Here is a 12,943-nt window from a genome sequence, read left to right on the forward strand (position 1 = left end):
GGGGCCTGTTCGGGCGGGGGGCGGGGGTGCTTGGTTGCCCCGCCGAGGCGGGGCGCCGCCCCCCCACGACCGCCCCGCGCCGTGCTCAGCCGGCCGTCCGGCGGTGTCGCCGTCTTTGCCAGAAGAGTTTCTGGGCGAGCAGCGTGAGGGTGCCCGCGAGGACGATGCCGCCCAGGTTGGCCAGCAGTTGCCAGGTGGATCCCCAGGTCTGCGAGTAGTCCGAGTAGCCGAAGGCCACCGCGGCGTTCGCGGCCGCCGGGACCGTGGTCACGGAGATCGCCACGCCGATCAGCGCGCCCGACTTGGCGGACGTGAGGGACAGGGTGCCGGCGACGCCGGCGAGGAACGCCACGACGAGGGACATCGCGTCCGGTTTCCAGATGAACGAGGTGTTCGGCCGGGCCGCCTCCACCATCGATCTGTCGAACAGCCCGAGCAGGTCAAGCAGTCGGCTGAAGCCGACCGTCAGCACCATCGCGACGGCGAACCCGGCGAGCAGCGCCCACAGCGACCGCCACACCAACCGCGGCGCCCGCTGGACCAGCGCCGTCGATATCCCCGCGAGCGGCCCGAACTCCGGGCCGACGGCCATCGCGCCGACGATCAGGATCGCGTTGTCCAGCATCACACCGCAGGCGGCGAGCATGGTGGCGATGGTCAGGAAGGCGACGTAGGTGACGGTGAGCGTCGACTCCTCGTGCGTCGCCTCGCTGAGCTGCTCCCACAGCACCGCGTCCGCGCCCTCGCCCGGCGCCTCCTCCTCCGCCTTGTCGGCCCGCCTGGACAGGGACAGGTCGATGTTCTCGACGGCGATGGACCCGGTCTCGTCGAGGCCCGACGCCCGTAGCTCGGTCACGAGTTCGTCGCCCGCCTCGCGGGCCACGTCGCACAGGACGACGTCCCCGACGGGGTTGCGCGCGGCGCCGGGCAGCACCACGAGGTGCGCGGTGCCGGCCGTCCGCTCGATGAGCCGGACCACGTCGTCGGTCGTGTCGGGCGGGGTGATCAGTCGGAGGTGGAGCATTGCGGAAGGGTAGCGGTCACACCTTGCGCAGCCGTAGCCGTTGGACCTTGTGATCCGGGCCCTTGCGGAGGACGAGGGTCGCCCGGCCGCGGGTGGGGACGATGTTCTCCTCCAGATTGGGCCGGTTGATGGTCCGCCAGAGCGTGCCGGCGTAGTCCAGGGCCTCCTCCTCGGACACCTGTGTGTACTTGCGGAAGTACGACGACGGGTCCTGGAAGGCGGTCGCGCGCAGTTTGCGGAAGCGGCTGAGGTACCAGCGTTCGATGTCCTCGGTGCTCGCGTCGACGTACACGCTGAAGTCGAAGTAGTCGGCGAGGCCGACCCGGGTGCGGCCGTCCGTGCCGGGCAGGGCCGGCTGGAGGACGTTCAGGCCCTCGACGACGAGGATGTCCGGGCGGCGGACCGTGAGCCGTTCGCCGGGGACGATGTCGTAGATGAGGTGGGAGTAGACGGGGGCCGTGACCTCGTCCTTGCCCGCTTTGATGTCGGCGACGAAACGGGTGAGGGCACGGCGGTCGTACGACTCGGGGAAGCCCTTGCGGGACATCAGGCCGCGCGCCTCCAACTCCCTGGTGGGGAGCAGGAAGCCGTCCGTCGTGACCAGTTCGACCCGCGGGTGTTCGGGCCAGCGGGACAGCAGGGCCTGGAGGAGGCGGGCGACGGTGGACTTGCCCACGGCCACGGATCCGGCGATGCCTATGACGAACGGCGTGCCGGACTGGGAGCCCTGTTCGCCCAGGAAGGTGTTCAGAGCGCTCCTGAGCCCGTCCGACGCGCGGACGTACAGGTTGAGCAGCCGGGACAGCGGGAGGTAGATGTCGCGCACCTCGTCGAGGTCGATGACGTCGCCGAGGCCGCGCAGCTTCTCCACCTCCTCGGCGGTGAGCGGCAGCGGCGTCTTGTCGCGCAGCGCGCTCCACTCGGTACGGGTGAGGTCGACGTAGGGAGTCGCCTCCGGCCGGTGCCGGTGGGCGCTCCGGGGAATCGCGGAGACCGGAGAGATCACAGTCCATTGTTAACGGAGTTTGAACGGAGCGCGGGGTGGGGTGGGTCACGTCCCGTCCGCCGGGCGGGGCGGTGGTGAGGCGGGGCGGTGTCCGTGGGGCGGGCGTGGTGAGACGGCGAGATGGGGTGGCGGTGGCGGTGGCGGTGACTGTGGCGGTCGCGGCGCGGGCGTGTGGCGGTGGTCCGGCGGTCGCGGCGCGGAGGTGTGTCGGTGGTCCGGCGGTCGTACGACGGTGGGAATTTCCGATTTCGGGCATGCTGTGCCAGTTTTGTGCGGGTTTCGGCCCGTAGGCTGCGCCCCATGTGCGGAATCGTGGGATACGTGGGGGCGCAATCGGCGCTTGATGTCGTCATGGCCGGGTTGAAGCGACTGGAGTACCGGGGGTACGACTCGGCCGGTGTCGCCGTGCCCGCGGACGGTGGGCTCGCCGCCGCGAAGAAGGCCGGAAAGCTGGTCAACCTGGAGAAGGAGCTGGTCGAACGGCCGCTGCCGGCCGGGACCGCGGGCATCGGACACACCCGGTGGGCCACGCACGGGGCGCCCACGGACACGAACGCCCATCCGCACCTGGACAACGCGGGGCGGGTCGCGGTCGTGCACAACGGGATCATCGAGAACTTCGCCCTGCTGCGCGCGGAGCTTTCGGAGCGGGGCCACGACCTCGCGTCCGAGACCGACACGGAGGTGGTCGCGCACCTGCTGGCCGAGGAGTTCTCCGCGACCGCCGACCTCGCGGAGGCGATGCGACTGGTGTGCGGGCGGCTGGCGGGTGCGTTCACGCTGGTCGCGGTGCACGCGGACGATCCGGACGTGGTCGTCGGCGCGCGGCGGAACTCACCGCTGGTGGTGGGCGTTGGAGAGGGTGAGTCCTTCCTCGCGTCGGACGTCGCCGCGTTCATCGCCCATACGCGGTCGGCGATCGAGCTGGGTCAGGACCAGGTGGTGGAGCTGCGCCGGGACGGCGTCACGGTGACGGGCTTCGACGGCCGTCCGGCGGAAGTCCGGTCGTATCACGTGGACTGGGACGCGTCGGCCGCGGAAAAGGGGGGCTATGACTACTTCATGCTCAAGGAGATCGCCGAGCAGCCGAAGGCGGTCGCCGATACGCTGCTCGGCCGCATCGACGCGGCCGGCTCGCTGAGTCTGGACGAGGTCCGGACCGGCGCGGGTGAGCTGCGCGAGGTGGACAAGGTCGTCATCGTCGCGTGCGGTACGGCGTTCCACGCGGGTCTGATCGCCAAGTACGCCATCGAGCACTGGGCGCGGATTCCGTGCGAGGTGGAGCTGGCCAGCGAGTTCCGCTACCGGGATCCGATCCTCGATCACCGGACACTGGTGGTCGCCATCTCCCAGTCCGGGGAGACCATGGACACCCTGATGGCGGTGCGGCACGCCCGTGAGCAGGGGTCCAAGGTGCTGGCGATCTGCAACACCAACGGTTCGACGATCCCCCGTGAGTCGGACGCGGTGCTGTACACCCACGCCGGGCCGGAGGTCGCGGTCGCCTCGACCAAGGCGTTCCTGACGCAGTTGGTGGCGTGCTACCTGGTCGCGCTGTATCTGGGCCAGGTGCGGGGCACCACGTGGGGCGACGAGATCGGGGCGGTCATCCGGGACCTGTCGCGGATCGCCGGGGCGGTCGAGAGGGTCCTGGAGACGATGGAACCGGTACGGGCGCTGGCGCGCACGCTCGCCTCGAAGGACACGGTGCTCTTCCTGGGGCGGCACGTGGGGTATCCGGTGGCGCTGGAAGGCGCGCTGAAGCTGAAGGAACTGGCGTACATGCACGCCGAGGGCTTCGCGGCGGGGGAGTTGAAGCACGGGCCGATCGCGCTGGTCGAAGAGGACGTGCCGGTGGTGGTGGTCGTGCCGTCGCCGGGAGCGCGGTCGATGCTGCACGGAAAGATCGTGTCCAACATCCAGGAGATCCGGGCGAGGGGCGCGCGGACGATCGTGATCGCGGAGGAGGGCGACGAGGCGGTGGTCCCGTACGCCGACCATCTGATCCGCATCCCGGTGACGCCGGCCCTGCTCCAGCCGATGGTGGCGACGGTCCCGCTCCAGGTCTTCGCCTGCGAACTGGCCACGGCCCGCGGCAACGAGGTGGACCAGCCGCGGAACCTGGCCAAGTCGGTGACGGTGGAATAGCTGACGGTGGAATAGCTGACGGTGGAACAGCTGACGGTGGAACAGCGGGGTGGGGGTGCCTTGAGGGCCCTGGGGCCTTCAAGGACACCGACGGGTACGACGACTACCCCGGCCGGGGCGGGCTGCGGTGCTCCGGCCGGGGCGATCGGGTCATTCCGAGACGGGAGTCTCCGACCGGGTCTCCTGGTCTTCCTTGCTCTCCTGGCTCCCCGCGCCGTGCGGGTCGCCGTCGAACAGCTCCTCCGCGCGCTCGACCGTGCCGGAGCGGTCCAGCCAGTCGTCGAGACGGGCGAGGTCGGTGCAGGCGGAGATGCGTTCGCGTACGTCGTCCGAGACGGAGAGCCCGCGTACTTCCAGGATCCGCAGAACGCCTTCGGCCTTGCCTTCGGCCTTGCCTTCGGCCATGGCAGCGGCTTTGCCTTCGGCCACGCCGGCGGCGTACCCCTTGGCCTGGCCGTCCAGGTACGCCTCTTCGAAGACCGTGCCCCTGCCGGGGAAAAATGTGACGACCATCTTTTCCAGTTCCCTCCACAACTCGCGGGCCGGAGTGTTCTCCAAGCCGACTTCCAGCAATTCGGACCAGTACAGGGCGGTGGACTTGTCGAACGACCGCATTCCGCGGGCCAGCAGTTCCAGTATGGCTTCGATGTGCTCGCTTTCGCTGTGCACGATGGCACTGAGCGTTGCCAACGCCGGCTGCCTCGCCACGTCCGACTCGTCGGTGATCCGCGGAACGGTGTCCGGTCCCAGGACGAAGGGACGGGTCACCTGGGTTTCCCAGGGACCGACCCGGCACTCGAAGGGCCCCTTCGCCCAGGCGGCGGTCGACCGGTTGCGGCAGACGGCTACCAGCAGCACGGGCAGTTGGTACTTCGCGTGCAAATAGCTGACGTAGTAGGCCCAGTTGACTCCCTTGTCGGGAGCCTTCTTGGTCTGGGCCTCCACCGCGATCAGGAAGCTGTCGCCGTCTGACGGTTCGATCTTCAATACCGTGTCCACACGGCGTTCCAGCGGCTTGATCTCCGTGGCGTCCGGGGTGAGCGGTTCGATGTCCGCCTTCACCGGCGGCGGAAGACCCAGCGCCTCGAAGATCTGACCGAGGACCTCCGGATGATCCTGAAAAATCCGATGTGAGGTCTCGTGTGTTGATGTGACCATGGACGCCAGCTTGGTGAGGTGATGACCGGTCGTTCGGGGAGATCGGAGGACGTTCACTCTTTCGAGTAGCGGAAAAACGTTTCAACTCCTGGTGGGCGATGGGGTGGGAAGGCGCACCGCGGCGGCGGGGGCGGTGGGTGCGGAGCGCCGTAGGGTGCTCCGCATGAGCATCATCGGGGTCGGTATCGACGTGGCCGAGATCGACCGGTTCGAGGCGTCGCTGAGGCGGACGCCCGGACTGGTCGGACGCCTCTTCCGGGAAAGCGAGTTGCTGCTGCCCAGCGGGGAGCGCCGCGGGGCGGCCTCGCTCGCCGTCCGCTTCGCGGCCAAGGAGGCCCTGGCCAAGGCGCTCGGTGCGCCGCCCGGCCTGCTCTGGACGGACGCCGAGGTGTTCGTCGAGGACAGCGGGCAGCCCCGGCTGCGGGTCACCGGTACGGTCGCGGCGCGGGCCGCGGAACTCGGGGTGACCTCCTGGCACGTGTCGCTGAGCCATGACGCCGGGGTGGCCTCCGCGGTGGTGATTGCGGAGGGGTGACCGAGACGGGGTGACGGGGGTGGGGTGACAGGGGTGGGACGACCACGGCGGTGGGCGTTGCGGGTGGCGGTCGTGGCGGGCCGTGGGCGTTGGGGCGGCGGCCGTGGTGTGGCGCGGTGTCGCGTACCCGCGGGTGCGGGTGCGGGCGTGGGGGCATCCGGGGCAGACTCGAAGCCATGCGTACTGCGTACAGCGTGGAGACGGTGCGGGCCGCCGAGCGGGACCTCATGGCGCGGTTGCCGGCGGGGGCACTCATGCAGCGTGCCGCCGCCGGACTGGCGGCCGCCTGTGCCGAGTTGCTCGGGCGCGTCTACGGCAGCCGGGTCGTGCTGCTGGTGGGCAGCGGGGACAACGGAGGTGACGCCCTGTACGCGGGGGCGCGCCTCGCGCGGCGGGGCGCGGGGGTGACGGCCGTGCTGCTCGCGCCCGACCGTACCCATCCCGGCGGACTCCACGCGGTGCGCCTGGCCGGTGGCATCGTCGCCGCGCCGGGTGGCGCACAGGCGGCGATCGCGCGCGCCGACCTCGTCGTCGACGGCATCGTCGGGATCGGTGGCAGGGGCGGCCTGCGGCCCGAGGCTGCGGGCCTGGCCGCCGCCGCCGAGCGGTCCCGGGCCGCGGTCGTCGCCGTCGATCTGCCGAGCGGCGTCGAGGCGGACACCGGTCAGGTGCTGGGCGCGGCCGTCCGTGCCGACCTCACCGTGACCTTCGGGACGCACAAGCCCGCGCTGCTGATCGATCCGGCGCGGGAGCACGCGGGCGTCGTCCGTCTCGTCGACATCGGGCTGGGGCCGCGGTTGCCCGCCGAGCCCGGTCTGGAGGCCCTGCAACACGCCGATGTGGCCCGGTTGCTGCCGTTGCCCGGCGCGGAGAGCGACAAGTACCGGCGCGGGGTGGTCGGGATCGCGGCCGGGTCGGCGCGGTATCCGGGGGCCGCCGTGCTCGCCGTGTCCGGGGCGCTGCGCGGTGGCGCCGGTGCGGTGCGGTACGTCGGACCGGCCGGGGACGCCGTGATCGCCCGCTTCCCGGAGACCCTCGTGTCCGACCGGGGTCCGCACAAGGCGGGGCGGGTACAGGCGTGGGTGACCGGGCCGGGCGCCGGGGACGACGCCGGGACCGTGGCCGAGGTGGTCGGGGAGGAGGTGCCGGTGCTCATCGACGCGGACGGGCTGCGGCTGGCCGACCGGGACGCCGTACGGGCCCGTACGGCGCCGACTCTGCTGACCCCGCACGCCGGGGAGGCGGCCGCGCTGCTGGGCGTGGACCGCGAGGAGGTCGAGGGGGCGCGGCTGCCCGCGGTGCGGGAACTGGCCGCGCGGTACGGCGCCACCGTCCTGCTCAAGGGTTCGACCACGCTGGTCGCCGACCCGGACGGCGGGACCGTGCGGGTCAACGCGACCGGGACGGCGTGGCTGGCCACCGCGGGCAGCGGGGACGTGCTGTCCGGACTCGCCGGGTCCCTGCTGGCGTCGGGGCTGTCCGCGCGGGACGCGGGCAGCGTGGCGGCGTATCTGCACGGGCTGGCAGGGCGCTTCGCGGCGGACGGGGCGCCCACGGGCGCGCATGACGTGGCGGCGGCGATTCCGGAGGCTTGGCGTGATGTACGGGAGGAAGGCTGGTAGGCGGGAGGAGAACTGGCAGGCGGATGGGGTGGTTCGACGGGCCGGGGTGGATGCGTGGGCGCGGAGGCGGGGCCGAGGCGTGGTGGTGCGTGCGGCGTGGGACCGAGGTGTGGTCCGGGGGCGTGGTGGTGCGTGCGGCGTGGGGCCGTGGTGTGGTCCGGGGGCGTGGTGGTGCGTGCGGCGTGGGGCCGTGGTGTGGTCCGGGGGCGTGGTGGTGCGTGCGGCGTGGGACGAGGGGCGTGCGCGGGGCGTGCGCCCCGATGCCACCGGCCGCCTCTGAGACACTGGGGACGCCATGACAGACACAGCACCCGCGCCGACGGCGCCCCTCCGCGCCCGCGCCGAGATCGACCTGGCCGCCCTGCGGGCCAATGTGCGGGCCCTGCGCGCCCTCGCGCCGGGCGCCGCCCTGATGGCCGTCGTGAAGTCCGACGCGTACGGCCACGGCGCGGTGCCGTGCGCCCGAGCGGCCCTCGACGCGGGGGCGGCCTGGCTCGGCACGGCCACCCCCGAGGAGGCCCTCGCGCTGCGCGCGGCCGGGCTGCCGGGGCGCGTCCTGTGCTGGCTGTGGACGCCGGGCGGCCCCTGGCGGGAGGCGATCGAGGCCGACATCGACGTGTCGGTCAGCGGGATGTGGGCGCTGCGGGAGGTCACCGCGGCGGCCCGTGCGGCGGGCGTGCCCGCGCGGGTGCAGCTCAAGGCCGACACCGGACTCGGACGCAACGGCTGCCAGCCCGGCGACTGGGCCGAACTCGTCGCTGCCGCCCTGCGCGCCGAGGCGGACGGCCTGCTCCGGATCACCGGGCTGTGGTCGCACTTCGCCTGTGCCGACGAGCCGGGCCATCCGTCCATCGCCGCCCAGCTCGACCGCTTCCGGGAGATGACGGCGTACGCCGAGGAGCAGGGCGTACGCCCCGAGGTACGGCACATGGCCAACTCGCCGGCCACGCTCACCCTCCCCGAGGCCCACTTCGACCTGGTGCGCACCGGCATCGCCGTCTACGGCATCTCGCCCGGCCCGCAGGTCGGCACCCCGGCCGACTTCGGGCTGCGCCCGGTGATGACGCTGTCGGCGTCGCTGGCGCTGGTCAAGCACGTACCGGGCGGGCACGGCATCAGCTACGGCCACCGCTACGTCACCCCGGGCGGAACGACCCTCGGCCTGGTCCCCGTCGGCTACGCGGACGGCATCCCGCGGCACGCCTCCGGGAGCGGCCCGGTCCTGGTCGGCGGCAAGTGGCGGACCGTCGCCGGGCGGGTCGCGATGGACCAGTTCGTGGTGGACCTCGGCGGCGACGAGCCCGGGACCGGCACCGAGGCGGTCCTGTTCGGGCCGGGCGACCGGGGCGAGCCGACGGCCGAGGACTGGGCGCAGGCGGCCGGCACCATCGCGTACGAGATCGTCACCCGGATCGGAACCCGGGTCCCCCGCGTCTACGTGAACGAGGGCAGGGACGGGTAGCAGGACGGGGGACCCGCTGAACCGTGCAGGGGTCCGGACCGGGGTGCACCCGTTCCGGTGAACCCGCACCGGTGCGGCCGGGTCCGGGCACCACCCGTACCGGCGGGCGGTACGGGCGCCCGCACCACCCACCCGCGAACACCACCGGACAACACCGGACACCGGACACCGGACACCGGACACTCCGGAAACCACGAAGGAGAGCGGTACGTGAGCGAGAGCAGAGCGGAGGCCGTCACGGGCGCCGCCGCGGCGGCCGTCGCCTCCGTCGTGGGGGAGGCCGGCAGCTGGCGCAGGGCGACCGGCATCGCCGGCGCCGCGATAGGCGTGCTCGCCGCGGGCGCGGCGGCCGGCGTGGCGGTCGAGCGGATGACCGTGGGACGCGGGATGCGCCGCAGGGCGCGGCTGGCGCTGGACTCGGCGGGCCCCTACGGCGCGCTGCGCGGCACCCCGGGCAAGGCGTACGCCGACGACGGCACCGAGCTGTACTACGAGGTCGACGACGTCGAACCCGAGGGCGGTCCGGCGCCGCGCCGGCGCCGGCTGTTCGGCCGCAAGGCGCCCGCTCCGGTCACCGTCGTCTTCAGCCACGGCTACTGCCTCAACCAGGACTCCTGGCACTTCCAGCGGGCGGCCCTGCGCGGCGTCGTACGGACCGTGCACTGGGACCAGCGCAGTCACGGGCGGTCCGGGCGCGGTGTGGCCCAGCACCGGGACGACGTACCGCTCACCATCGACCAGTTGGGCCGCGATCTGAAGGCCGTCATGGACGCGGCCGTGCCGGAGGGGTCGATAGTGCTCGTCGGCCACTCCATGGGCGGCATGACGATGATGGCGCTGGCCGCCCAGTACCCGGAGCTGATCCGCGACCGGGTGGTCGCCACCGCCCTGGTCGGTACGTCCTCCGGGCGGCTCGCCGAGGTGAGCTTCGGACTGCCGTCGGCCGGCGTCACCGTGGTGCGCCGGGTGCTGCCCGGGGTGCTGAAGGCGCTCGGGCAGCAGGCGGCGCTGGTGGAGAAGGGGCGCCGGGCGACGGCCGACCTGTTCGCCGGGATCATCAAGCGGTACTCGTTCGCGTCCCGGGACGTCGACCCAGCGATCGAGCGGTTCGCCGAACGGATGATCGAGTCCACCCCGATCGACGTGGTCGCCGAGTTCTATCCCGCCTTCACCGACCACGACAAGACCGGCGCGCTCGTCCACTTCAAGGACATGCCCGTGCTCGTGCTGGCCGGGGTCCAGGATCTGATCACGCCCAGCGAGCACAGCGAGGCCATCGCGGGCCTGCTGCCCGACGCGGAGCTGGTGCTGGTGCCGGACGCCGGGCACCTCGTCATGCTGGAGCACCCGGAACTGGTGACCGACCGGCTCGCCGACCTGCTCACTCGCGCGGGTGCCGTGCCGGCAGGGGCTACCGTAAGTGGCTATGGAAGCACCAGCAGCGCCGCCCGACCCGGCTGAGCCGCAGATCGTCGAGATCACCGTCAGCTCCCCCGACCAGATGCGGGAGTTGGGGCGAAAGCTCGCCGAGCTGCTGCGCGCGGGCGACCTCGTGATCCTGAGCGGGGAGCTGGGCGCGGGCAAGACGACGCTCACCCGTGGGCTCGGCGAGGGCCTCGGGGTGCGCGGGGCGGTCACCTCGCCGACGTTCGTGATGGCCCGGGTGCACCCGGCGCTGGGCGACGGCCCGCCGCTCGTCCACGTCGACGCCTACCGGCTGTCCGGCGGCCTGGAGACGATGGAGGACTTCGACCTCGACGTCTCGCTGTCCGACTCGGTGGTCGTGGTGGAGTGGGGCGAGGGCAAGGTGGAGGAGCTGACCGACGAGCGGTTGCGGATCCTCATCCACCGGGCCGTGGGGGACACCACCGACGAGGTGCGGCACGTGACGCTGACCGGGCTGGGGGACCGGTGGGCGCGGGCCGGTCTGAGCGTGCTCACGGCCTGAGCGGCGCGGCCTGAGCGTGCTCATGGCCTGAGCGGCCTGGCCTGAGCGTGCTCATGGCCTGAGCGCGCGGGCTGGCCGGCGCGGCAAGGACACCGGGCCCGAGCGCGCCCGCGGCCGAAACGGACGTGAGTCCGCGACGGCTCCGCGACGACTCCGCGACGGCTCCGCGAGGGCTCCGTGACCGCTCCGCGGCCCGCCGTGGACCTGCGGGGGCGTTCTCCCGCTCCGCCCGTGGGCTTCGACGGTTCGCCCCGAAGGGTCCGACCGTCCGCGGCGAAGGGTCCGACCGTCCGCGGCGAAGGGTCCGACAAGACGTCGGCAAGATGTTGCGCTGGGTCTCCTGCGCGTGGTCACATGGTATCCAGCTCGTAGTTAGGTGTACCTAACTACCCCGCCCCCGCACGTCAGGAGGCGTCCATGCCGGTCACAGAGAGCACCCCGGAGCCGCAGCCGCAGCCGCGCGGGATCGCGGGGGTTTCCATGCGCGAGCTGCTGGCAGCGTGCGCGGCAGCGGACGTGATCTCCACACCGCCGCGCGCGCCGGAGCGGACGACTCCCGGCCGCGATGCCGAGCAGCGGCCCGGGTCCGGGCAAGGGGGCGAGCAGGAGCGCGGACAAGGGTGTGAGCAACGCGGGCAAGGGCGCGAGCAGGGGCGCGGTCGCCGGGAAGCCGCGTAGACCGTCTGCCCGCGCCCCCTTCGCTGTGTTCCGCGCCGCGCTCAGTACTTCGGGCCGGTGCCCTTGGCCAGCGGCGTGATGTCGATGCGGCCCTTCTGGAGGACTTCGCCCATCTTCCACGCCGTGGTCAGGTGGTGGCGCGAGTCGGGCGGGGTGACCTCGATCTTGGTGGGGTTCTTCTCGGCCTTGGTGGGTTCGCCGGCGCCGGGTACGACCGTCCAGTGCAGCCGGGTGTAGGCGCTCTGCCCCGGCTTGAGCGTGATCCCTGCGGTGTTGCCGTGGTCCCGTACCACGTGCGTGGTGACGTCCTTGCCGTGCGCGTCGAGCAGTTGCAGACCGACGTAGCCCTGGGTCCGTATCGTCTTGTGGGTCTTGTTCGTGAGCACCACGGCCGCGTAGTGCTGGCCCGCGCCGGGGTTGAGGGCGTGGACGCGTACGGACAGCGAGTCGGTGTCCGCCCAGCCCGGTCGGGTCGCGGCCTGCGAGGTGCCGGCGGCGAGTCCGACCAGGGCGACGGTGGAGGCCGCGGTGAGGGCGAGGGCGGGGGTGGCCAGGCGTCGGGTGCGCTTGCCGGTGAGCATGTTCGTTTCCCTTCCGGATGTCCTGTTCGGGCATCTCTGAGGGGTATGAGGCTTGCTGTGCGGAGAAGGTTCGGAGGACCGGCGACCTTTTACCCGCCGGGACGAGCTGTTGACCTGTCGTTGGCGTATCCGCGGTGCGTGGCGAGTGGGCGGCCCCGGCGTGATCCCTGGCGAACCCGGGTCCGGTGGGGGCGTCGGCCGGCCCGGCCCGCGTTCAGCGGATCACCACCACCCGGACCCCGATCGTGGCGAACTTCCACATGGCGTCGCCGTCCCGGCGGGACTCGCGGATGCCGCCCGTCCTGACCGACGGGTCGGGCGCCGAGGCCGCCGCCTTGACCGCGGCGCTGAAGCCGACGACCACGTCACGCACGCTGGTGAAGCGCACGACGTGCTCGACGGGGGCGCCGTCGGTGCCGGTGATCGCCTTCGAGCGGGACGTCACCGCGTACGAGCCCGGCTTCGGGTCGACGGTGCCGGGGGAGACCTTGAACGTGGTCTGGACCCGGCCACTCTCGCCGACCAGCCACACCCGGTCGTCGTCCACCGAGTACACGACCCGTTCGCCCCTGCCGGAGCCGGCGGGCAGCGCGGTGGGGTTCCTCTTGTCCCGGGGCGCCTTGGTGACGGCCACCGCGCGCGAGGCGCTCGGGCCGGGCCGGCCGGCGACACCGGCCGGGGCGTTCGCGGACGCCTGGTAGGCGAGGAAGGCGACCGCTCCCAGGGCCGCCGCGGTGAGCCCGGCCACGATCGAGGAACTGGTCCGTGCCACGTACGCCCA

The 12,943-nt window shown here is 72.5% G+C and carries 11 protein-coding genes; 6 read left to right on the top strand and 5 right to left on the bottom strand.

The window, feature by feature from the left end:
• Positions 1-85 precede the first annotated feature (85 nt).
• Positions 86-1,024 (bottom strand): DUF389 domain-containing protein, encoded by a 939-nt coding sequence (locus tag ACFC09_RS41905; protein ID WP_376537702.1) that lies wholly within the window; start codon positions 1,022-1,024, stop codon positions 86-88.
• Between the two features lie 16 nt (positions 1,025-1,040).
• Positions 1,041-2,030, bottom strand: coding sequence for a type I pantothenate kinase (gene coaA, locus ACFC09_RS41910; RefSeq protein WP_376537703.1), 990 nt, complete (start codon positions 2,028-2,030; stop codon positions 1,041-1,043).
• Positions 2,031-2,330: 300 nt separating this feature from the next.
• Between coaA and glmS the strand changes: the two genes are divergently transcribed.
• Complete coding sequence (gene glmS / locus ACFC09_RS41915) at positions 2,331-4,178, top strand: glutamine--fructose-6-phosphate transaminase (isomerizing) (protein WP_376537704.1); 1,848 nt, start codon at positions 2,331-2,333, stop codon at positions 4,176-4,178.
• A 150-nt stretch (positions 4,179-4,328) separates the two neighbouring features.
• On the opposite strand, the gene ACFC09_RS41920 is transcribed toward glmS, so the two are convergent.
• Positions 4,329-5,336 (bottom strand): hypothetical protein, encoded by a 1,008-nt coding sequence (locus ACFC09_RS41920; protein WP_376537705.1) that lies wholly within the window; start codon positions 5,334-5,336, stop codon positions 4,329-4,331.
• A gap of 163 nt (positions 5,337-5,499) precedes the next feature.
• Between ACFC09_RS41920 and ACFC09_RS41925 the strand changes: the two genes are divergently transcribed.
• The 5 genes from ACFC09_RS41925 (at position 5,500) to tsaE (ending at position 10,903) form a co-directional block, all read left to right on the top strand.
• Entirely contained in the window at positions 5,500-5,871 is a 372-nt protein-coding gene (locus tag ACFC09_RS41925) for a holo-ACP synthase (RefSeq protein ID WP_376537706.1), read from the top strand.
• 176 nt (positions 5,872-6,047) lie between these two features.
• Complete coding sequence (locus tag ACFC09_RS41930; protein WP_376537708.1) at positions 6,048-7,493, top strand: NAD(P)H-hydrate dehydratase; 1,446 nt, start codon at positions 6,048-6,050, stop codon at positions 7,491-7,493.
• 295 nt (positions 7,494-7,788) lie between these two features.
• Positions 7,789-8,955, top strand: a complete 1,167-nt coding sequence (gene alr, locus ACFC09_RS41935; protein WP_376537710.1) for an alanine racemase — start codon at positions 7,789-7,791, stop codon at positions 8,953-8,955.
• A 210-nt stretch (positions 8,956-9,165) separates the two neighbouring features.
• On the top strand, positions 9,166-10,416 hold the full coding sequence (locus tag ACFC09_RS41940) for an alpha/beta fold hydrolase (protein ID WP_376537712.1): 1,251 nt from the start codon (positions 9,166-9,168) through the stop codon (positions 10,414-10,416).
• Positions 10,382-10,903, top strand: a complete 522-nt coding sequence (gene tsaE / locus ACFC09_RS41945) for a tRNA (adenosine(37)-N6)-threonylcarbamoyltransferase complex ATPase subunit type 1 TsaE (protein WP_376537714.1) — start codon at positions 10,382-10,384, stop codon at positions 10,901-10,903. The genes ACFC09_RS41940 and tsaE overlap by 35 nt, the downstream gene beginning before the upstream one ends.
• Before the next feature lie 719 nt (positions 10,904-11,622).
• Here tsaE and ACFC09_RS41950 read toward each other — a convergent pair.
• Together ACFC09_RS41950 and ACFC09_RS41955 are read right to left on the bottom strand one after the other, a co-directional pair.
• A complete protein-coding gene (locus ACFC09_RS41950) occupies positions 11,623-12,162 on the bottom strand; it encodes a DUF4232 domain-containing protein (RefSeq protein ID WP_376537716.1) in 540 nt (179 codons plus the stop codon).
• 214 nt (positions 12,163-12,376) lie between these two features.
• Positions 12,377-12,934 carry a hypothetical protein gene (locus ACFC09_RS41955; RefSeq protein WP_376537718.1) on the bottom strand — a complete coding sequence of 186 codons (558 nt, stop codon included), beginning with the start codon at positions 12,932-12,934 and terminating at the stop codon, positions 12,377-12,379.
• Positions 12,935-12,943: the final 9 nt, after the last annotated feature.

Origin of the sequence: Streptomyces sp. NPDC056161, from assembly GCF_042268025.1 — a bacterium.
In the GTDB taxonomy this organism is placed as follows: domain Bacteria; phylum Actinomycetota; class Actinomycetes; order Streptomycetales; family Streptomycetaceae; genus Streptomyces.

Bases quoted from the DNA above. Each gene is read 5' to 3' on its own strand.
- ACFC09_RS41905 (WP_376537702.1), bottom strand. From the start codon at position 1,024: ATGCTCCACCTCCGACTGATCACCCCGCCCGACACGACCGACGACGTG.
- glmS (WP_376537704.1), top strand. From the start codon at position 2,331: ATGTGCGGAATCGTGGGATACGTGGGGGCGCAATCGGCGCTTGATGTC.
- ACFC09_RS41920 (WP_376537705.1), bottom strand. From the start codon at position 5,336: ATGGTCACATCAACACACGAGACCTCACATCGGATTTTTCAGGATCAT.
- ACFC09_RS41925 (WP_376537706.1), top strand. From the start codon at position 5,500: ATGAGCATCATCGGGGTCGGTATCGACGTGGCCGAGATCGACCGGTTC.
- ACFC09_RS41930 (WP_376537708.1), top strand. From the start codon at position 6,048: ATGCGTACTGCGTACAGCGTGGAGACGGTGCGGGCCGCCGAGCGGGAC.
- alr (WP_376537710.1), top strand. From the start codon at position 7,789: ATGACAGACACAGCACCCGCGCCGACGGCGCCCCTCCGCGCCCGCGCC.
- tsaE (WP_376537714.1), top strand. From the start codon at position 10,382: ATGGAAGCACCAGCAGCGCCGCCCGACCCGGCTGAGCCGCAGATCGTC.
- ACFC09_RS41950 (WP_376537716.1), bottom strand. From the start codon at position 12,162: ATGCTCACCGGCAAGCGCACCCGACGCCTGGCCACCCCCGCCCTCGCC.